Origin of the sequence: Bartonella sp. TS82HLJMH, from assembly GCF_042193495.1 — a bacterium.
Classification (GTDB): Bacteria; Pseudomonadota; Alphaproteobacteria; order Rhizobiales; family Rhizobiaceae; genus Bartonella; species Bartonella grahamii.
On record NZ_JBHILU010000006.1, the window covers coordinates 67769 to 86678 of the forward strand.

At 37.8% G+C, this 18910-nt stretch carries 17 protein-coding genes; 13 read left to right on the forward strand and 4 right to left on the reverse strand.

Annotated features, from left to right (window positions below):
- Nucleotides 1–271: 271 nt before the first annotated feature.
- From ACFIKO_RS04280 to ACFIKO_RS04310, 7 genes are all read left to right on the forward strand, one after another.
- The gene (locus tag ACFIKO_RS04280; protein WP_375619721.1) at nt 272–943 is read left to right on the forward strand and encodes a tetratricopeptide repeat protein; all 672 of its coding nucleotides are present in this window, start codon (nt 272–274) and stop codon (nt 941–943) included.
- Between the two features lie 4 nt (nt 944–947).
- Nucleotides 948–2372, forward strand: coding sequence for a ribosome biogenesis GTPase Der (gene der / locus ACFIKO_RS04285; protein ID WP_375619722.1), 1425 nt, complete (start codon nt 948–950; stop codon nt 2370–2372).
- 1093 nt (nt 2373–3465) lie between these two features.
- Nucleotides 3466–3900, forward strand: a complete 435-nt coding sequence (locus ACFIKO_RS04290; protein ID WP_375619723.1) for an AtpZ/AtpI family protein — start codon at nt 3466–3468, stop codon at nt 3898–3900.
- Nucleotides 3901–3907: 7 nt separating this feature from the next.
- Nucleotides 3908–4666 (forward strand): F0F1 ATP synthase subunit A, encoded by a 759-nt coding sequence (locus ACFIKO_RS04295; RefSeq protein WP_026500261.1) that lies wholly within the window; start codon nt 3908–3910, stop codon nt 4664–4666.
- Between the two features lie 54 nt (nt 4667–4720).
- Nucleotides 4721–4951 (forward strand): F0F1 ATP synthase subunit C, encoded by a 231-nt coding sequence (locus ACFIKO_RS04300; protein WP_005773968.1) that lies wholly within the window; start codon nt 4721–4723, stop codon nt 4949–4951.
- 132 nt (nt 4952–5083) lie between these two features.
- Nucleotides 5084–5650: a F0F1 ATP synthase subunit B gene (locus ACFIKO_RS04305; RefSeq protein WP_012754801.1), complete on the forward strand. Its 567-nt coding sequence runs from the start codon at nt 5084–5086 to the stop codon at nt 5648–5650.
- An 11-nt stretch (nt 5651–5661) separates the two neighbouring features.
- Nucleotides 5662–6156, forward strand: coding sequence for a F0F1 ATP synthase subunit B (locus tag ACFIKO_RS04310; protein WP_375619724.1), 495 nt, complete (start codon nt 5662–5664; stop codon nt 6154–6156).
- 125 nt (nt 6157–6281) lie between these two features.
- Here the strand turns inward: ACFIKO_RS04310 and glyS are convergent, their stop codons facing one another.
- The 4 genes from glyS to ACFIKO_RS04330 form a co-directional block, all read right to left on the reverse strand.
- Nucleotides 6282–8504: a glycine--tRNA ligase subunit beta gene (gene glyS, locus ACFIKO_RS04315; protein ID WP_375673405.1), complete on the reverse strand. Its 2223-nt coding sequence runs from the start codon at nt 8502–8504 to the stop codon at nt 6282–6284.
- A complete protein-coding gene (locus ACFIKO_RS04320) occupies nt 8504–9445 on the reverse strand; it encodes a glycine--tRNA ligase subunit alpha (RefSeq protein ID WP_375619726.1) in 942 nt (313 codons plus the stop codon). The genes glyS and ACFIKO_RS04320 overlap by 1 nt, the downstream gene beginning before the upstream one ends.
- Before the next feature lie 92 nt (nt 9446–9537).
- Nucleotides 9538–11232: a tetratricopeptide repeat protein gene (locus tag ACFIKO_RS04325; protein ID WP_375619727.1), complete on the reverse strand. Its 1695-nt coding sequence runs from the start codon at nt 11230–11232 to the stop codon at nt 9538–9540.
- Between the two features lie 95 nt (nt 11233–11327).
- A complete protein-coding gene (locus tag ACFIKO_RS04330; protein WP_375619728.1) occupies nt 11328–12404 on the reverse strand; it encodes a polyprenyl synthetase family protein in 1077 nt (358 codons plus the stop codon).
- Nucleotides 12405–12584: 180 nt separating this feature from the next.
- Between ACFIKO_RS04330 and ACFIKO_RS04335 the strand changes: the two genes are divergently transcribed.
- The 6 genes from ACFIKO_RS04335 (at nt 12585) to ACFIKO_RS04360 (ending at nt 18774) form a co-directional block, all read left to right on the forward strand.
- Nucleotides 12585–13373 carry a tRNA1(Val) (adenine(37)-N6)-methyltransferase gene (locus ACFIKO_RS04335; RefSeq protein ID WP_375619729.1) on the forward strand — a complete coding sequence of 263 codons (789 nt, stop codon included), beginning with the start codon at nt 12585–12587 and terminating at the stop codon, nt 13371–13373.
- Between the two features lie 191 nt (nt 13374–13564).
- Entirely contained in the window at nt 13565–14413 is an 849-nt protein-coding gene (locus ACFIKO_RS04340) for a S49 family peptidase (protein ID WP_375673406.1), read from the forward strand.
- A gap of 240 nt (nt 14414–14653) precedes the next feature.
- Nucleotides 14654–15562 carry a 4-(cytidine 5'-diphospho)-2-C-methyl-D-erythritol kinase gene (locus ACFIKO_RS04345; protein ID WP_375619731.1) on the forward strand — a complete coding sequence of 303 codons (909 nt, stop codon included), beginning with the start codon at nt 14654–14656 and terminating at the stop codon, nt 15560–15562.
- A 165-nt stretch (nt 15563–15727) separates the two neighbouring features.
- Nucleotides 15728–16387, forward strand: coding sequence for a ribonuclease HII (locus tag ACFIKO_RS04350; RefSeq protein ID WP_375673407.1), 660 nt, complete (start codon nt 15728–15730; stop codon nt 16385–16387).
- Nucleotides 16388–16399: 12 nt separating this feature from the next.
- Nucleotides 16400–17362: an L-threonylcarbamoyladenylate synthase gene (locus ACFIKO_RS04355; RefSeq protein ID WP_375673408.1), complete on the forward strand. Its 963-nt coding sequence runs from the start codon at nt 16400–16402 to the stop codon at nt 17360–17362.
- A 2-nt stretch (nt 17363–17364) separates the two neighbouring features.
- On the forward strand, nt 17365–18774 hold the full coding sequence (locus ACFIKO_RS04360; RefSeq protein WP_375673409.1) for an FAD-binding oxidoreductase: 1410 nt from the start codon (nt 17365–17367) through the stop codon (nt 18772–18774).
- The last annotated feature ends 136 nt before the right edge of the window (nt 18775–18910 follow it).

Consider the following 18910-nt stretch of genomic DNA (forward strand, 5'->3'; position numbering starts at 1 on the left):
GATAGGCAATCATGATAAATATTAAAACAGTGAATTTTTTATAAGACTCAAGACAATATATAAAAGCTATATAAAAGCTGTAATGTGAACAAACAGGGCCTTTATATCATTTTCGATTAAGACTGTTACAAAAATCCGATTGATTTGGCTACATGTTGATTTAAAATAAATAAACGAGCAATTTAAAGATTTTTAGTTAATTAGGACTACCATCTTTGTGCATTTATGCGTAAAAGCACAGGTAAAGTAACTTTTTTCAAGGTATGAATATATGTCGTATGATAGTTTTATTGCTGAAGTGAATGCAGAATTTCGTCAGGAAAAGGCGCTTGCTTTTTGGAGACGGTATGGTTTTTCAATTATTGGAGCAGCTATTCTTTTTATACTCATGATAGTTGCTTATCAAATTTACCATCATCAGCAAATAAAGAAAGCCGGTTATATTGGTGATGCATTTGTAAAAAGTCTTGATTTTGCGGATACACGTCATTTTGATAAAGCGATAAAGCAATTAGAAACTGTTAAAACCTCTCATTTTGGAGGGTATCCTTTTCTTGCTCGTTTACGTGAGGCTTCTTTACTCATGGAGAAGGGTGACATTATTAAGTCAGTGGAGATTTTTGATTCTGTTGCAGCGGATGAGAAAGCACCAGAGGTTTTGCAGAAAGTTGCAAAAATTCGGGCGGCTTATATCCTAGTTGATACAGGGACATTAGCTGATGTTGAAAAGCGTATCAAAGATATGACAAGTGATACCGATCCTATGCGTATGTCTGCAAGAGAGGCTTTAGGTTTAGCTGCTTATAAGGCGGATAAAATGGATGAGGCGGTTTATTATTTTAAGAAAATTTCTGAAAAAGGTGCTTCGGGTTCAAAAATAACAGATCGGGCTCGAATAATGCTTGAGCTGATACAAGCTGAGGGCAAGGCAAATAAGGAATAAATCGATGAGCCTTACCATTGCTATCGTTGGTCGTCCCAATGTTGGGAAGTCAACACTATTTAATCGTTTGGTTGGGCAAAAATTGGCTTTGGTTGATGATAAGCCTGGTGTAACACGTGATCGACGTATTCATGCGGCAAAACTTCAAGATCTACGTTTTGATGTGATTGATACGGCTGGGCTGGAAGAAGCAGGTGATCATACACTTGAGGGGCGTATGCGTTCTCATACAAAAGCTGCAATTGATGAAGCGGATCTTATTTTATTTGTATTTGATGCAAAGAGCGGGATAACACCAAGTGATTTAAATTTTGCTTCATTGGTTCGCAAATCAGGAAAGCCAATTGTGCTTATTGCTAATAAGTCTGAGTCAAGAGCGGCAACAGGAGGAGAGTATGAGGCGTGGTCATTAGGTTTGGGGGAGCCGTGCCTAATATCGGCTGAACATGGTTTGGGACTTAGTGATCTGCGTGATGCAATTATAGATGCTGTGGGGTCAGAGCGTGCTTTTGGCAACAACAAAGAAGAAGATATTACGATACAGCCTGCATCTGTTGGTGATGATGTAAACGATTTGGAAGAAGAGGAGCTTATTTACGATGAAAGTAAGCCCATTAGGATTGCAATTGCAGGGCGTCCCAATACAGGAAAATCCACTCTTATCAATAGCATGTTGAAACAAGAGCGCTTGTTAACAGGACCAGAAGCAGGACTTACGCGTGATTCTATTTCTGTAGATTGGGAATGGCGTGGTCGTCATATTAAACTTTTTGATACTGCAGGTTTACGTCGAAAATCGAAAATTCAAGAAAAATTAGAAAAACTATCTGTTGCAGATACTTTGCGTGCTATTCGTTTTGCAGAAGTGGTGGTCATTGTTTTTGATGCAACGATACCTTTTGAAAAGCAAGATTTACAAATTGCTGATCTCGTGATTCGTGAAGGGCGTGTTCCAGTTATTGCTTTCAATAAGTGGGACCTTATTGAAAATAGTCAGACCACATTGATTGATTTGCATGAAAAATGTGCGCGATTTCTTCCTCAAGTTCGTGGTTTGAGAGCTGTTCCTTTATCAGGACAATATGGTCAAGGGATTGATAAGCTGATGGAAAATGTCATGATGATGCACCGTGTATGGAATCGTCGCATTTCGACGGCTAAATTGAACCAATGGCTTGGAACTGTTGTTGCACATCATCCACCTCCTGCGGTTTCTGGGCGTCGACTTAAGGTTAAATACATCACACAGGTTAAGACACGTCCTCCTGGATTTATGATTTCTTGCTCGCGCCCCCAAAGTATGCCACAGTCGTATTTGCGCTATCTTGTCAATGGGTTACGTGAAAAATTTGATATGTCTGGTATACCGGTTCGCATATCATTACGAGCCTCTGATAATCCTTTTGCGACACGTCCCAAAAAGAAATGATAACTCTTTAATTTTTTAAATGAATGAAATTTATACTTAAGAATATTAAAAATAAGTTTTTCAATGGTCTTTCTTTTCATAAAAGAAGAAATTTTTATTTGCTAAAGTTTTAATTTTATCGATAATTGTTTACCATGAAGTGCTATTAAATAGAGTTCTCTCATCTTGATAAAGATCATTTATTTGCATGTTATGAGAAGAGTTTAATAGGGAGTATTTAAGAAAGAGTACATCATCCTCTCAATGGGTTATTTAAATGCAAGAATAGATGCAAATATGAGGGTAGGGGAATATAATTATGATGCTCGTTTGAAAAGAAGCATTAAATTATCGTTTCATAAAAACAAAGGTTATGAATAAGCGCTTTTGCTTACAATAGTTTTTTTAAATAAAAAGCAAAAATATTTCCTGAATCTACTGATATTCAATTGTAAAGGGCAAAATTCAAAAAAGTGGATTAAAATTGTATAAAGTGGTATGGTGATCTTATTTAAATTTTATTGTGTTCTATTGGCTTGATCTATTTGAAATTTTAGATTTATTAATATCTCGTATTTACAGAAACCTCTCTTAATACCCTCAAGCTCATTATGTGATGGGTTCTGTGATGGCATATGTAAAATACTTTGCGAATAGGGTCATATAAAAACCATTGATTATTATCATTTTCATAAAATAAAAAGTGCAAGTTTATTTGAATAAAAGGAGCAAACCAACGCTCTCATACTGTTTTTTAGTTTTTTATGTTCTCTTTCAAAGCGAGGATTGATATAATATTGGGAGCCGGAAAATAAGATGGTATCAGTTTACACCTTTTGTTAAGCGTAAAAATGGCTGTTCTATGAGTTTTATATCATTCACGGGAACTTTTCGTTATATATTCACGGGTGCTGTCGTGAAATCGGTTTAGGTGCTCAGAATATCTTTTTAAGAAAGATGTAAATTAAAAAATACGTTATTTATACAATAAAATTTATACGATAATTTGTGATAGATTTCTTTTAGTATCTTGACGAATAAATTCGGGAACAATATGATGCACATGGTTTTATGAAATGCATTCTTACTTTGCTTTTTAATTAAGGAGCCAATGATGGCGATGGGCGAGAAACCCGTTATAAGCCGTAAGGAGGCTGAAGAGGAAAAGCAAGGAGAGTGTCTTCATTCAGAGGATTTGGAATGTCGTAGTAGGAACTTAAGCGTAGCTTTAGTGCGCAAGCAGGCGTTAAAGAAGCGGGAGCATGAGAATAAGCGAGAAAAATCACAAGGAGGGATGGCAAATGCAATTAAGCTTTCCAGTGAATTTCTGGCGAGTGTTATAGTTGGTGTTATTTTAGGGTTAGGGTTTGATAAGTTAGCAGGTTCGTATCCTTGGGGATTGGTATTTTTTCTCTTCTTTGGATTTGCTGCTGGTGTAGTGAGTATTCTTCGGTCTGTAGGGTATGTTTCCTCCAGTCAATTAGGAAAAAAAGGCGTATTGCGCCAAGATAAACAAGATAAAGGGGCCAATAAGAGGTCCGATAAATGAGGTTGAAGTGACAGCGCACGCTCCAGATCCTATTCATCAGTTTGAGGTTTCAAGGCTGATTAAGATTTCCATAGGAAATATGGATTTATCGTTTACAAATGTATCATTGTTTACAGTCCTCACGGTTGTTGTAACTTCTATTTTTCTCTTCATTTCATCATCAAGTCGTGGATTGGTTCCAACGCGGATGCAGTCTCTTTCGGAAATGGCATATGAGTTTGTAGCATCGACTCTGCGGGAATCATCTGGTGTACAGGGAATGCAGTTTTTTCCTTTAGTTTTTTCTCTGTTTACTTTTATTTTGGTTGCTAACTTTATTGGTCTTTTTCCTTATTTTTATACGGTTACATCGCAGATCATGATCACGTTTTCGTTAGCAATGGTGGTAATTTTGACGGTGATTGGTTATGGCTTTTATAAGCATGGGGTCAGTTTTTTGAAACTTTTTGTTCCCAGTGGAGTTCCTGTTGTGGTTTTGCCTCTGGTGACAATGATTGAGGTTATTTCTTTTCTCTCCCGTCCAATTAGTCTTTCTCTTCGTCTTTTTGCGAATATGCTTGCTGGTCATATTACGCTCAAAGTGTTTTCTGGGTTTGTTGTTTCAATGATTGGGGTAGGACTCGTAGGTGTGGGTGGTTCGGTTTTACCGCTTATTATGACTGTAGCGATTACTGCTCTTGAGTTTTTGGTCGCATTTCTTCAGGCTTACGTCTTTACGGTTTTAACTTGTATGTATCTTAATGATGCAATTCATCCAGGACATTAATAGAACTGGCGGTTTTCCGTCGAATAATGCAATTTCGCTTTAAAGGAGAATAACATGGAAATGGTGCTTGCAGCAAAATATATTGGCGCTGGTCTTGCTTGCTTTGGTATGGCTGGAACAGCTTTAGGACTTGGTAATATTTTTGGTAGCTATCTTTCTGGTGCATTACGAAATCCATCAGCAGCAGATAGTCAGTTTGGACGTCTTGTCTTTGGTTTTGCTGTAACAGAAGCTTTGGGAATTTTTTCACTGCTCATTGCTTTACTACTTCTTTTTGGGGTTTAATCATCATCAAAAGGGTATATCATGTTCTTGCATGAGGAAAGATTTACCCTTTTAGCTCTTAACCAGAGAGATGTCAGTCAGTTATCATCGGTTATAGAGGGCTTTAATAAGCTATTTAAAGGATGAAAGAAGATGTTTGTTTCAAGCGCTTATGCACAGAACACTGAAACGTCGATAGAACATATTAAAAAGGTGGCAGAACATGCAAATCGCGTGTTTCCGCCTTTTGATTTTGTACATTTTGGTTCGCATTTTTTCTGGTTGGCGATTTCTTTCGGACTTTTTTATCTTTTTATCTCTCGTGTAATTGTACCACGTATTGGTGGTGTTATTGAAACGCGGCGAGATCGAATCGCATCTGATTTAGATCAGGCAATGCGCATGAAGCAGGAAGCAGACATTGTTGTTGAAACTTATGAGCGGAAATTAGCAGAAGCGCGTTTGAAAGCGCATGCTATAGCGCAGGTAGCTAGTGAAGAATTAAAAGAAAAAGCAGAGCTTGAACGGAAAGAAATTGAAGAGAGTTTAGAAAAAAAACTCGCAGATGCTGAAAAACAGATAGCAAAAATTCGGGATAAAGCGATGCAAAATGTTGGTTCTATCGCTGAAGAAGTGGCTCTTGAAATTGTGAAAAAATTGATTGACGTTGATATTAGCAAAGAGGCTGTTCGTTCAGTTGTTAAAACTGCGGATTATTGAGGAAGACAAAAATGACTGATACTTTTTGGGCATTTGTTGGGTTAGTTCTTTTTTTAGCTCTTTTAGTCTATTTCCAAATTCCACAGAGGGTTATGCACCATCTTGATGCGCGCGCGAAGCGCATCAAAGATGAGCTGGATGAGGCTCTGCGTCTTCGTGAAGAGGCACAGGAAATATTGGCTGAATATCAACGCAAACATGCAGAAGCAGAAAAAGATGCGCAAGAAATTATTGCAGCAGCAAAACATGAAGTTGAATCTGTTATTGCTGAGGCTCGTACAAAAGCAGAAGAATATGTAAAAAACCGCAATAAATTGGCAGAGCAAAAAATTGCTCAAGCAGAAGCGGATGCGATACGCATGGTTTCTTCATCGGCTATTGATTTGGCAATTTCTACAGCACGTATCCTTATTGCAAAGGAATTAGATTCTAACAAGGCAGACGAACTTATTAAAGAGTCTCTTGAGAAAGAATCATTTATCAAAATGAAAACATATCTTAATTAATGATATTTGAGAGATAAAAAATGTCCTCTTTGATTGCATAATTTTCTCAAGATTCATTAATAAAAGTCATAAAAAAAGAAAAGTTTATCTTCATTATTTTTATCAATTAATAGGACATTTTGATTCTAAATGACAAGTTTTGAAAAGTCTGCAACCGATTGTGTAATAATGTGAATACGTTTGAGAAGAGCAAGACGGTTAGCACGAACATCAGGTTTTTTATCATTCACCAATACCTTTTCGAAAAATATATCAATCAATTTTCCAAGTGGCACTAGCACACTGAGTGCAAATGATAAATTTGTCGCATTGATGGGAGCAAGAACCTGTTTTTCTACTTCACATATTGCATGATAGAGCTGCTTTTCTTCTTTCTCGACAAAGAGCTCAGGATTAATTTCATTCGCTATTGTTGTGCTTTTTTGAAATTCATTTTCAAGAATATTGGCAGTACGTTTTACAGAGGCTACAAAGTTCATTCCATCATGGGTATTGATAAAAGCGATAAGCGATTCGACACGACGTGCAACCAATAAAAAATCATCAGAATCCTTATTTAAAACGGCTTCAAGGGCATCGTAACGAGCACCTTCCTCTTTTAGATAGATTTTCAAACGGTCATGAAAAAAGAATAACAGGTCTGATAAAATATATTCTGTTTTTTCTGGAAGCAGATTCAGCAATTGTGAATTTTCTTTTTGAGAGATTTCATATTTATTTTTTTGTTGTAAGAAAAGATCCATTGCTAACTGAAACAGTGGCATAAGATTGATTTTCCAATCTCGCGAAAGTACAAGCCTAATAACTCCCAGTGCTGCTCGTCTTAACGCATAGGGATCTTTTGAGCCCGTTGGTTTTTCATTAATGAGCCAAAAGCCAACGAGCATGTCAATTTTGTCGGCGAGCATAACGGTTATAGCAAGCGGTTCTTGTGGAAGACGATCTGTTGGTCCTTGAGGTTTATAATGGTCCTTGATTGCTACAGCTACGCGAGGATCTTCCCCTTGAAGAAGGGCATATTTTTGCCCCATAACTCCTTGTAGTTCAGGAAATTCTCCGACAATTTCTGTTTGCAAATCAGCTTTTGCAAGGATTGCTGCACGTTTTGCTAAAAGAGGATCTGTTTGTATCAAAGGTGCAATTTCTTGTGCGAGTGTAGCAATGCGTTCTACTCTTGCACCTTGCGTACCTAATTTAGCATGAAAAGTTACATTTAAATGATCAAGTCGCGCCATTCTTTGATCGAGAGGTTTTTTTATATCAAGATCAAATTTTTTTATAGAAGATTCCAATTGTTGAATATCAGGCAAATCACGCTGATCGGTTTGCCAAAAATAAAGTGCATCAGAAAGACGGGCACGGACAACTTTACTATTTCCTTTTGAAATTTCTTTGCCTTCATCATTTGAAAGAATATTAGAAACGAGAATAAAATGATGAGAAAGTTTTACTTTTTCTCCTTGTTTACGGGTAACAAAACATTTTTGATTGGCTCGAATGGTCAAGCGAATAATTTCTGGAGGAATATCAAGGAATGATTGGTCAAAATCACCCATCAGGATAACAGGCCATTCAACAAGACCAGCAACTTCTTCTAGGAGGGGATTGTCTTGAACCAGTTCTAACCCATTGGCAAAGCAGAGGTTTTGGGCATCAGCTAAAATAATATTCTTTCGTCTCTCGGCATCCAGAATGACTTTATGGGTTTCAAGTTGAGTAACATAATCATCAAAGCGGCGCACTTGAAATGGCTTTCCATCACTTAAGAAACGATGACCATAAGTTAAATTATTGCTTTTAAGAGAACCAATTGTAAAGGGAATAACATGTGTTTCACCAATTTCTGGTCCGAAGACGCAAAGAATGTTTTGTAAAGGTCGAATCCATTTCAGAGCACCACTTTGTGCTGAATCTTTTCCCCAACGCATAGATTTCGGCCACGGAAAGTTGCGGATAATATTCGGTAAAATATCGGCAATAATTTCTTCTGCAGCTCGACCTTTTTTAACAATTTTAGCAATATAAAAATGACCTTTTTTATCATCATGTCCAATATGTGCTTCAGAAATATCGTTTAATCCTGTTGCACGTAGAAAACCATCAATTACATGCTGTGGTGATTTTATACTAGGACCTCTTCGTTCTTCATGGATATCTTTTGAGCGTATGGAAAGTCCGCGTATGTCCAATGTTAGCCGACGAGGTGTCCAATATTCACGAGCAGCTTCATAGATCAATCCAGCATTCACAAGTTGATTTGTAACAGATTTTTTGAGATCAGCAGCAGCTTTTCGTTGCATATGTGCGGGGATTTCTTCACTGAAAAGTTCGAGAAGAAGATCAGACATTAGGCTTCTCCAGTATATATTTGTCCAGCTTCTGTGAGTAAGAAGGCTTCCCCACAACGGCGCGCGAGATCACGAACGCGAAGAATGTAATTTTGTCGTTCGGTTACAGAAATAACGCCACGTGCTTGCAAAAGATTAAAGATATGGCTCGCTTTAATACATTGATCATAGGCAGGAAAAACACAGCGATGTAATATATTTTCTTTATTTGGTTTTCCAGCATCAAGAAGTGCGCTGCATTCGCGTTCTGCATCGATAAAGTGCTGATGTAGCAGTTTTGTATCAGCAAATTCGAAGTTGTAGTATGAGTATTCCTGTTCTGCCTGAAAAAAAATATCTCTATAACTTATTTTGTTTTCTGCCTCCAAACCATTAAAGTTAAGGTCATAGACGTTATCAACCCCTTGGATATACATCGCTAGACGCTCAAGACCGTATGTGAGTTCCCCTGAAACTGGAGCGCATTCAATGCCACAAACTTGTTGAAAATAAGTAAATTGAGAGACTTCCATCCCATCGCACCAGCATTCCCATCCAAGCCCCCAAGCACCAAGGGTAGGACTTTCCCAATCATCTTCAACAAAGCGAATATCATGCAGTTTTGTATCAAGTCCGATAGCTTGTAGCGACTTTATATAAAGTTCTTGTAGATTGAGCGGAGAGGGTTTGAGAAGCACTTGGAATTGATAATAGTGTTGTAAACGATTTGGATTCTTACCATATCGGCCATCTGTTGGACGTCGAGAGGGTTGGACATAAGCAACTTGCCAAGGATGTGGACCTAGAGAGCGTAATGTTGTCGCGGGATGAAAAGTCCCAGCTCCGACTTCCATATCGTAAGGTTGCAAAATTGCACATCCGTAGTGTGCCCAATAATTTTGCAAAGTTAAGATTAGTCCCTGAAAAGAACGTTTGGGGTTAAGATATTCAGGCAGTTTCACGCTTTATACTCTTTATATTGGACTAAACAAAAAACAAAAGTAATTTTAGTTTCTCTGTTTATTATTTCATGTGGTTTATGGTTAAGCATTGTTTATTGCAAACCAAATTTCAACTTTTCTTGAATTTGTTCAGAATTTTCTGGTTTTCCGTCAATTGCGTGGTTCCATTGAAAGATTGCTTCACGTTTACGTCCAACTTTCCAATAGGCATCACCTAAATGATCATTCAGTGTTGGGTCCTCAGGTTGTAATCTGACAGCATTTTCTAATATTTGCACTGCTTTATTATATTCTTTTAGTTTATAATAAGCCCACCCTAAAGAATCGAGGATATGACTGTTGTGAGCTTGCAAAGCAGAAGCTTTTTGCAGCATACGGAGCGATTCTTCAAGCTTCTCACCACGTTCTACAAGGGAATAGGCTAAATAATTAAGAACTTGCGGTTGGTTTGGAAAAAATTCAAGCGATTTTCTCAAGTCAATTTCTGCTTTTGGCCATTGCTTTAAACGTTCAAAAGCAATACCACGTTGATAAAAGAGTTTCCAATCGTCCTGCTGAAAGTTTTTTATTTGGGCAATAGCGTAGTCTAGAGTCTTAATGGCCTCAAGAAATTTATTGTCCTGCATATAAAAAGCAACGAGCGTTATCAAAATATTACGATCATTGGGAAATTTTTCATTTAACAATGTGAGTAATTTTATTGCTTCTTTGTAATTGTTGTTATTGGCAAGAAGGAATGCAAGATGAAGTTGTCCATCTTTATAATAAGGAGATTTAGGGGATAAAGCGCGATAAAGTTTAATTGCTTGATGAGGATCACTCAATTTAGCAGAAATGTGTGCGAGCTGAAACAGTGTTGCGTCATTTTGAGGGTATAAGGCGAAAGATAATTGCTTAAAAATACGTGCAATTCGCCCTGAGTTTTTGTGGTTGAGGGCTGTTCCAAAATTATATAATACCTCAGCTGCTCCTTGTTGAGGTGTTTTAATAATTCTCTCTAAGAAAGAATTTTTTTCAATTTTTTCTCGAAAGTTTTTAAGGACTTCTCGACCTGACAACATTTGTTCGCCATGTTGGATTGTTTGAAGAGCTTGGTTACGCATATTATGGCGCAATTGGAATGAGGCATAGGCTATGATAATACGTTCATAGGTATTAGGAGCGATAAGAGTCCCTTGTTTGTTACTAAGTGCTTTAATGAAATATTTTTTTGCATCCTTTGGCTGGTCTGCAAGATCGCTCATAAGTGCTAGATGATAAGATATAAAAAGGTCATACCAGACAGGACCTTTGAGTTTCTTAAGATCAGCGATTGCCTGAGATTTTTGTCCAGATCCAAATGTAATCCAAGCACCGATGAGTTCAGGTATTGGATTATTGGATTTCGGAGGTTCTTTTGATTGCAGAAGAAAATTGGCATTCTTATAGTCTTTTTTGATGAGACTGTCTACTGACAAGGTTAAGGAAACAAAGGGAGTTATAACATCTTGCTCTTTGAGTTTTTGGGCTTGTTGGACAGCTTCTTTAAAGTTTCCGACCGAGAGCATAGCTTCAAGGAGCTCTTTTTGTGTTTCAATGTTATCAGGTTGATAAACGAGTGCTTGTTTAAAGTAATTGATAGCAAGTTCTGTTTTATTTTCATGATTTGCAACCATTCCAGCTAAATAAGCACCTGTAAATGAGTTTGTATGAATTGCGGTGCTAGTTTTACTGTAGGTGGGGAATGGCATCAGCATGATACCCACGATAAAGAGGGTCAAAAGTCGGGATACCGTTGCAAAGCACATGGAGCTAATCCTTTTCAAGATAATCAATCGATGGTGTTGTTTATAGATCATATCTCATTACTTTATTGAGAAATACTGCGATTCTTGCAAAGAATTCAGCTTACGCGCGTAATACAAAATTCAACAGTCTCAACGAGAGCATTGTAAGCAAGATTTTCGTTCATGGGAACAAGAGAATCAATTGCATGTTTTCCGTAGATGCGTGCTTGTTCTATTGTATCTGTGATACTATCATACTTTTCTATTAAGTGTTGCGCGTATGCGAAGGCTTCATTATTGTTATTGCCATCTTCAAGTGCTTGTTTCCAGAATTTTTTTTCTACTATATCTCCACGTTCATATGCGATAATAACAGGCATTGTTATTTTTCCTTCTCTAAAATCATCCCCTGTATTTTTTCCTAAGTTTTGAGCACTACCGCTATAGTCAAGTGCATCATCAATCAATTGGAAAGCTAAACCTAAAGATGCTCCATATTCACGTAATGAAGAACGCTCTTTATGTCCATACCCAGCAACAATCGGTCCTACTTCAGCGGCTGCTGAAAAAAGTGCGGCTGTTTTGGCATTGATGATTTTGAGATAGTCTGAAGGGCTGGTTTTGATATTTTTTGCAGCAGAAAGTTGCATAACTTCTCCTTCAGCAATAATTGCAGCAGCGCTTGCTAGGACAGAGAGCGCTTCTATGGAACCAACATCGACCATCATTTTAAAAGCCTGACCCAACAGGAAATCACCAACAAGTACACTTGCTTGATTTCCCCAAATCATCCGTGCCGTGGATTTTCCACGTCGCAAATTACTTTCATCAATTACATCATCGTGTAGTAATGTTGCTGTATGCATAAATTCAACAGCTGTTGCAAGTTTTATATGCCCGTCACTTTGATAACCGAACATATGAGCAGAAGCGAGCGTAATCATTGGGCGTAATCGCTTTCCACCTGATGAAATAAGATGGTTAGAAATTTCAGGGATCATCTCAACCTCTGATTTTGCCATAGAGAGAATAAATTGATTTACGCGATCCATATCTTTTTGAGTAAGATTGACAAGAGATTGAAGAGAAATTTGATTATTTCTTATTTGTTCTGGTTTGATAGCTGCGCTCAATGTGTTTACTCCTAGAGTATTGCAATGGACATATATAAAATTTACTTTATTTACTAGCATAAAGGGGGTTTGGTTTTGACTCAAGCTTTTGATGGCGCTTTGAAGTGTAAGCTTGGAATGTTATTGGCAAGAAATGTTCTTTAGCGAGTGTAATCTTGTTGTTATGAAATAATAAAAAAAATTAAAATAGCAGCTGAATGGCAAAAATGCAGTTTATAAAGGTGAACATTAGGCTTTTAAATGGATAAAATAACGAATCAGAGTGGTGAAACAATTGACAGTTTTCACCGCGGGAAGTTTTATTTGGTGCAACCCCATAAATATGGTCATCGTTCTGGAATAGATGCGATGTTATTAGCTAGTTTGGTTCCAAGTAATTTAAAGGGCAAGGTTGTTGATTTAGGTGCAGGTGCTGGAGCTGCAGGGTTGGCTGTTGCTTCGCGTTGTCTGAAAGTTCATGTTACCTTAGTTGAACGTTCAGCTTTTATGGTATCTTACGCTCAAAAAACGCTTATGCTAAAACAAAATAAACAATTTGCTAGCCGAGTTTGTTTGCTAGAAGCAGATGTTACCTTCAAAGGGAACGCCCGTATAAAAGCAGGTTTGATAGATAATAGCTTTGATTTTGCGATTATGAATCCACCTTTTAATAATCCTACTGATCGCAAGACACCTGATAAACAAAAATCTGAAGCACATGTTATGTCTGAAGCGATGTTTGATAACTGGTTGCGGAGTGCAGCAGCCATTGTTAAGCCAGGTGGATACTTAGGGCTCATTGCGCGTCCACAATCGCTGACAGATATCTTACGTGCTTTAGAAGGGCGTTTTGGTGGTATTTGTATAATTCCTGTGCAAGCACGTGCCAAAACAGCAGCAATTCGTCTTTTATTTTACGCAAAACGAGGAAGCAGAGCAGCTTTATCTATTTTACCGGCATTGGTTATACATGAAGGTAATGACCATACTTTTTCACCCCGAGTTGATGCAATTAATAATGGATATATAAGTTTGTGGGAACTTTTCTAATAGTATCTTGTGTTTTTTAGTTTATTATTTAAAGTCCAAACTTTGTTATTAGGGAGGCTTGACTTTGGGTGAAGTTATATTTCTGCTAGTAATGTGGGGATTGATTGGCGCTTTTGGATATTATAGCGTTCTTCCTTTTTGTTGTCCTTTCCTATTTAATTGTTCTTAATTTATAAGGAGATTTTGTTTTGATGGATTTTATTAAAAGTTTTATTCCACGCCGTTTTTCTTCCGATAAACTTGAAATTCCTGTGGTGCGCCTTCAAGGAGCAATTATGGATTCATCAGCGTCTATATCTCGTACCCTTTCCCTCAGTAGGTGTGCAAATCTTTTAGAGAAGGCTTTCGCATACAAAAAGTCACCGGCTGTTGCACTTATTATTAATTCTCCTGGTGGTTCACCTGTACAATCGCGTCTTATCTTCAAGCGCATTCGTGACTTGTCAGAAGAAAAAAATAAAAAGGTTCTTGTGTTTATTGAAGATATTGCAGCATCCGGTGGTTATATGATTGCTTGTGCGGGGGATGAAATTTTTGCAGATCCTTCTTCAATTGTTGGTTCCATTGGAGTGGTTTCAGCTTCCTTTGGTTTTCCTGAACTTTTGAAGAAAATTGGTATCGAACGGCGTGTATACACAGCAGGAAAGAACAAAGTTACATTAGATCCATTTCAGCCAGAAAAAAAGGCGGATATTGAGCATTTGAAATCTCTCCAACTTGAAGTGCATCAAACTTTTATCGATTTGGTTAAAGAACGGCGTGCTGAAAAATTATCAGATGATTCGAATCTCTTTACAGGAATGTTTTGGAGTGGAAAACAAAGCGTTGAGCTTGGTCTGGTTGATGGATTGAATGATGTAGGTTCTGTTATTAAGGAGCGCTTTGGTAATGATGCAAAACTTCGACTTATTATGCCTCCAAAAAGTTTTTTAGGACCTAAAACGCCTTCAGGAGTGACGGCACATACGGTTTATACAGTCATTGACAGTGCATTGATGGCAGCAGAAGAGCGAGCACTTTGGCAGCGTTATGGTTTGTAATGGAAAGGATCATTTAAGCCAGAGAGATTTTTATCTAAAAACAGATTCTAGAAGAAAAAAGGCTTGAAATGATGCGAGTGAGAACATGTCGTTTATTTTGTATGAGTGTTCTTTATATTTATTTTTTGTTTAGAAAACGATTAAGAATATTCCAAGCTGTTTATAGGGTTTGTGCTAACAAAAGTATGGATAAAAGGGGGAATTTGTAAAAGAGCCCTATGTAGGTGAATATTACGTCATATGATATCAAATGTGCAAGCTTCGTTCCAAAGACATTCCTATTTATTTACGCCTATTAAATTGAATTTAGCTCTACATGTTGTGGGGCAACGTGCTGATGGGTATCATTTAATAGAAAGTTTGGTTTATTTTAGTCTTAGCGGTGATTGTCTACACTATGCACCTTGCGAAAATAATCAGTTTGTTTTGACGGGACCGTTTGCAAAAGGACTTGTGTCTCATTTAGATAATTTGGTTATTCGCGCACGGGATTTTATGCATAAGACTTTTCCTGAATGTGCTCAACCTGCTTTTTTTCGGCTTGTAAAAACATTACCTGTTGCTTCAGGCATTGGTGGTGGCTCAGGTGATGCAGCTGGGGTTATAAGCATGTTGCGTCAACAGTGGAATCTTGATTGCTCTTACGAAGAATTAGCAAAAATGAGCTTAGTTCTTGGTGCTGATGTTCCCATGTGCCTTTATGCATTAGAATATCGGCAGCCGCTTTTGGTCAAAGGAATTGGTCAAGAGATGATACAACTAAAAAGAGCCTGTTCTCTTGCAATAGTATTGGTTAATCATGGACAAGAGATTTCAACACAAACTGTTTTTAAAGCGTTAGAGAAGCGTCATAATCCTTCTTTAAAAATTAATACAGACGCTTTAAAGAGTGTTGATTCATTGGTTGAAGCTTTACAAGAAACGCGTAATGATCTTTTTTCTTCTGCATTAAAAATAGCACCTCAGTTAGCTGAAGTGTTATCTATATTAGATGAATGTGGGGCTCTTTTTTCCCGTATGTCTGGAACGGGAGCAACTTGCTTTGGCATTTTTAAAAATAAACAAACAGCGCAACAAGCAGCTCTTTTTATCAAATCAATGCACCCAAATTGGTTTGTAAAATCTATCATGACTTTAGGAAATATCTGATAAATAAATATAAAAGCTTTTATTTCGTCATGATTTTATTATACACAATGAAAGAGGAGAACCAAAGAAATGTGTTTTTTATCTTTTGTGCAAGAATTTGCAGAATGTTTGGAGAGCCATTTAAAACTGTAATGCTTGCAAAAAATGATCAGGCTACAGAAATAAATGTATGTTTGTTGTATTTGTGATTTATCAAAGATGTTTAATTTTCCGCTTCAACCAAATTTTTCGTGCGAATTGGATTTGCAAAAACAGGGTTTTTTTCATATAGCAGGTGTTGATGAAGTAGGACGGGGGCCTCTCGCTGGACCTGTGGTAACGGCAGCAGTTATCTTGGATAAAGACCATATTCCTAATGGGTTAAATGATTCAAAAAAACTTTCTTTTCTCCAACGAGATAGACTTTATCATGAAATTTTGCAAAGTGCATTAGCGGTTTCAGTCGCTAGTCTTTGTGCTCGTACAATTGATCAATCTAATATTAGAAAAGCAACTTTAGAAGCAATGCGTCGCTGTATTATAGGGTTAGCTATTCCAGCCCACTATGTCCTTGTTGATGGACGTGATATTCCTTCTGAGTTGTCCTGTCCTGCAATGGCGTTGATTAAGGGCGATCAGCGTTCGGTTTCAATTGCAGCCGCATCTATTATTGCGAAAGTAACGCGTGACCGGATGATGGAATGTGCAGGACAAGTTTATAAAAGGTATGGTTTAGAGAAGCATGTAGGTTATGCAACGCTAGCGCATCGTACAGCTCTTAATAAATATGGACCAATTATAGGATTACATCGTTATAGTTTTGCACCACTAAAAGATGTGTTATAGAAATGATGTGTCATGACGATTCTACCACTTAATAGTGCTTCGATAAGAGAGGCAATAGCGCTTCTTAAACAAGGGAAGTTAGTAGCGTTACCAACGGAAACTGTTTATGGATTAGCGGGCGATGCAACCAATGGGAGGGCAATTTCTTCTATTTTTTCTACAAAGAGTCGTCCACAAATTAATCCTCTTATTGTGCATGTCAGCGGCATCGAAATGGCGGAACGTTATGTTAAAATTGACTTTCTTTCACGACAATTAATGGAGGAGTTTTGGCCCGGGCCTTTGACATTGGTTTTGCCTTTAAAGGAACAGCATAATATCCATCCTTTAACAACCGCTGGTTTGAATACTTTGGCTGTTCGTTTTCCAGACAGTCGTTTTGCGGAAGTAGTAGAATATTTTGGCCGCCCACTTGCTGCTCCTAGTGCGAATCAATCGGGGTGTCTTAGCCCTACTTCAGCTGAGGCTGTTTTTGCATCTTTGGGGGAATCTGTTCCTTTGATATTGGACGGAGGACCCGCTAAAATAGGGCTTGAATCAACGATTATTAAAATTTGTAATGAAAATATTTATCTTTTGCGTCCAGGGGGGCTTGCGGCTGATAAAATTGAAGAAGTTGTGGGGAAGTCTTTAAAACGGATAGATCAAAGGGCGGCGATTGAAGCTCCAGGGATGTTAAAGTCGCATTATGCTCCCAATGCCACGATTCGTTTGAATGTAGAAAAGGTGGAAAATGGTGAAGCGCTTTTAGCATTTGGTTCAAAGCGCGTTATTGGGGCTGAAAATGCCGTTTCTATTTTAAACCTTAGCGAAGATGGAAAGTTGGAAGAGGCAGCCTCTCATTTATTTCAATATATGAAGGAATTAGATTCATTTAAAGTGAGATGTATCGCAGTAGAACCTATTCCATTATACGGATTAGGGGAGGCGATCAATGATCGTCTTATACGGGCTGCGGCTCCAAAGGAGAAATGAACATGGAGCAGAAACTAATTGAGGGGTTTAGAGAAATTGTTGGTGCTAAGCATGCTATAACAGATCAAGCGTTGATTGCACCGTATTTGCTTGAAGAGCGTGGCCTTTTTCATGGAAAAACACCTTTACTTTTACGTCCATCTTCTTGCGCAGAGGTCTCATTGATTATGCAGCTAGCGAGCAAAACACGCACACCGATTGTGCCACAGGGTGGAAATACAGGGCTTGTGGGGGGACAACAACCAGATGAAAGAGGAGGGAGCGTTCTTTTATCCATGGAACGATTAAATAAGATTAGAACTATAAATCTTGAGGGAAATTTTATTGTTGTAGAGGCTGGTGTTATTTTACAGGATTTACAGAAAAAAGTGGATGAATCAGGTCGTTTTTTCCCTCTTTCTTTGGCATCTGAAGGTTCTTGTCAAGTAGGAGGAAATCTTTCGTCGAATGCTGGAGGGACAGCTGTTTTAGCCTATGGCAATATGCGTGATCTTTGTCTTGGTTTGGAAGTTGTTTTACCGGATGGCCGTATTTTAGATGATTTGCGTTTTGTTAAAAAAGATAATAGCGGTTACGATTTGAAAAATCTTTTTATTGGTGCAGAAGGCACATTGGGTGTTATAACCGCAGCCGTTTTGAAGATGTTTCCAAAAATAAAAGGAAAAGCTGTTGCTTTGGTGGGATTATATAGTCCGGCGAAGGCTTTAGAATTTTTATCTCTGGCTCAAGAATATGGAGGAGGGATGTTGACAGGTTTTGAGCTTATGGGAAATCTCAGTTTGCAAATGGCTTTAGATTATAAGATGTGTGAGAAGCCTCCTCTCCAGCGGAAGCATGAATGGTATGTATTAATGAACATTTCATCTTTGCAAGGCAATGATGAGGCGTTATCAGTACTGAGTATTATTTTAGAAGAAGCTTTAAAGAATGCGGTGATAGAAGATGCAATTGTTGCACAATCTTTAAAACAGCAAGATTTTTTTTGGCAGTTGCGTGAAAGTATATCCTATGCACAAAAGTTAGCAGGAGGGTCCATTAAGCATGATATTGCGGTTCCACTTGCTTCTATTCCTGATTTTATTGCTGAGGCAGCACTTATTGTTGAAGATATTGCTCCAGGAGCACGGGTGATTTGTTTTGGACACATGGGCGATGGAAATTTACATTATAATATTACACAACCTGTAGGAGCTGATACGACGGTGTTCTTGCAGTTATGGTCAAAAATGAATCATCGCATTCATAGTTTAGTTATGGACTATAGAGGTGCATTTTCTGCTGAGCATGGAATTGGTCAACTTAAGCGCGAAGAACTTCGTTCTTTTAAATCGCCTGTCGCATTGGATATTATGCAAGGGATTAAAAAAACACTCGATCCTTTAGGGATAATGAATCCCGGAAAAGTATTATAATTCAAGAATAGTGATCATGTATTTTTGTTTAGATTTTAATAACCAAAAAAGAAACCAGTTGTTTTTTATTCAAACTTTTAATAATCCAATGAGAAAAAGCTGCTAAAGGGTGTATCTTATTTAAGATAAATTGGGA

Excerpts from the sequence above, each read along its gene's own strand:
- ACFIKO_RS04340 (WP_375673406.1), top strand. The coding sequence starts at position 13,565 with ATGGATTTTATTAAAAGTTTTATTCCACGCCGTTTTTCTTCCGATAAA.
- ACFIKO_RS04330 (WP_375619728.1), bottom strand. The coding sequence starts at position 12,404 with ATGCTAGTAAATAAAGTAAATTTTATATATGTCCATTGCAATACTCTA.
- ACFIKO_RS04290 (WP_375619723.1), top strand. The coding sequence starts at position 3,466 with ATGGCGATGGGCGAGAAACCCGTTATAAGCCGTAAGGAGGCTGAAGAG.
- ACFIKO_RS04360 (WP_375673409.1), top strand. The coding sequence starts at position 17,365 with ATGGAGCAGAAACTAATTGAGGGGTTTAGAGAAATTGTTGGTGCTAAG.
- ACFIKO_RS04350 (WP_375673407.1), top strand. The coding sequence starts at position 15,728 with ATGTATGTTTGTTGTATTTGTGATTTATCAAAGATGTTTAATTTTCCG.
- ACFIKO_RS04300 (WP_005773968.1), top strand. The coding sequence starts at position 4,721 with ATGGAAATGGTGCTTGCAGCAAAATATATTGGCGCTGGTCTTGCTTGC.
- glyS (WP_375673405.1), bottom strand. The coding sequence starts at position 8,504 with ATGTCTGATCTTCTTCTCGAACTTTTCAGTGAAGAAATCCCCGCACAT.
- ACFIKO_RS04345 (WP_375619731.1), top strand. The coding sequence starts at position 14,654 with ATGATATCAAATGTGCAAGCTTCGTTCCAAAGACATTCCTATTTATTT.
- der (WP_375619722.1), top strand. The coding sequence starts at position 948 with ATGAGCCTTACCATTGCTATCGTTGGTCGTCCCAATGTTGGGAAGTCA.
- ACFIKO_RS04325 (WP_375619727.1), bottom strand. The coding sequence starts at position 11,232 with ATGTGCTTTGCAACGGTATCCCGACTTTTGACCCTCTTTATCGTGGGT.
- ACFIKO_RS04280 (WP_375619721.1), top strand. The coding sequence starts at position 272 with ATGTCGTATGATAGTTTTATTGCTGAAGTGAATGCAGAATTTCGTCAG.
- ACFIKO_RS04305 (WP_012754801.1), top strand. The coding sequence starts at position 5,084 with ATGTTTGTTTCAAGCGCTTATGCACAGAACACTGAAACGTCGATAGAA.
- ACFIKO_RS04310 (WP_375619724.1), top strand. The coding sequence starts at position 5,662 with ATGACTGATACTTTTTGGGCATTTGTTGGGTTAGTTCTTTTTTTAGCT.
- ACFIKO_RS04335 (WP_375619729.1), top strand. The coding sequence starts at position 12,585 with ATGGATAAAATAACGAATCAGAGTGGTGAAACAATTGACAGTTTTCAC.
- ACFIKO_RS04355 (WP_375673408.1), top strand. The coding sequence starts at position 16,400 with ATGACGATTCTACCACTTAATAGTGCTTCGATAAGAGAGGCAATAGCG.